This is a genomic window from Actinomycetes bacterium (genome assembly GCA_024222295.1).
Lineage (GTDB): Bacteria > Actinomycetota > Acidimicrobiia > Acidimicrobiales > Microtrichaceae > JAAEPF01.
This window is the reverse complement of sequence record JAAEPF010000102.1, coordinates 1-813: the sequence shown is the minus strand read 5'-3', so window position 1 is coordinate 813 and position 813 is coordinate 1. Positions and strand designations below refer to the sequence as shown.

Annotated in this window: 1 protein-coding gene; it reads left to right on the top strand. The window is 66.4% G+C overall.

The window, feature by feature from the left end; all coding sequences use genetic code 11:
- Positions 1-273 precede the first annotated feature (273 nt).
- A complete protein-coding gene (locus GY812_17670) occupies positions 274-513 on the top strand; it encodes a hypothetical protein (protein MCP4437310.1) in 240 nt (79 codons plus the stop codon).
- Positions 514-813 lie beyond the last annotated feature (300 nt).

Below are 813 nucleotides of genomic sequence, written 5' to 3'. Positions count from 1 at the left end.
CCCGCACCGAGAGAACGGCGCCCATACACCCCCCCAGGAGGCGCCCCACACCCCCCGGGGCGGCGCCACCCGGGGCCCGCCCAGGCGAGCCGCGAGCGCCCCCGGACGCCGGACAGGGCCCGCAGACCCGCGCCGGTGGCGCCAACGCCGCTACCGGTTCGCCCTCACGTCGGCCGCGACACCGCAGGCCGCGTCGCGCCGCCAGCAAGCTTTTTGCGTTCACAAACTCGCCAGAGGAAGGGGGCCGAGGCCCCGCCAGCAGGTGTTACACTGGTGACAGAGGACGACGGGCCAACACGGCGCGTTCGCGATGCCGTTGGTCCGTCTCCGGCGGCCGCGCGTGTGGAACGGTGTGTGTATATCACGAACCCGTTGATGGTGCGTCCGAACGGCTCGCCGGCGTCAGCGATTGCTCGTCAGCGCGGTTTTCAGCTGCCGTTGCTGATCAAAATGTTCTCCAACCAGTCGTGTGGCAACAAGCACATGGACATGCTCAACTTGCTGCTGGGGTGATCGAGACCGAGCTGGCAGCTGGTGAAGGTGTCCTCGGCCTCGCTCGTGCGAATCGACCGCGACGGCACGTCGCAGCTCGTCGTGGCGTCACAAACATGATGCCCTTGCAGCACCCGTTCATTTGGTGGCTGTCCCAATGGGATGGTGCGGCGGCGCTTCCGAGTTGAACGGTGTGAGGCAGAGCGGCGCGTGCGCGCGGCCAGCGGGCTCCGATTGGTGTGCGGCTCGTCGATGGTTTGGTCTCATATCTTGCATACGAGTGCATCGGTTAGGAGAATGCCATGGCACACCCATATTATG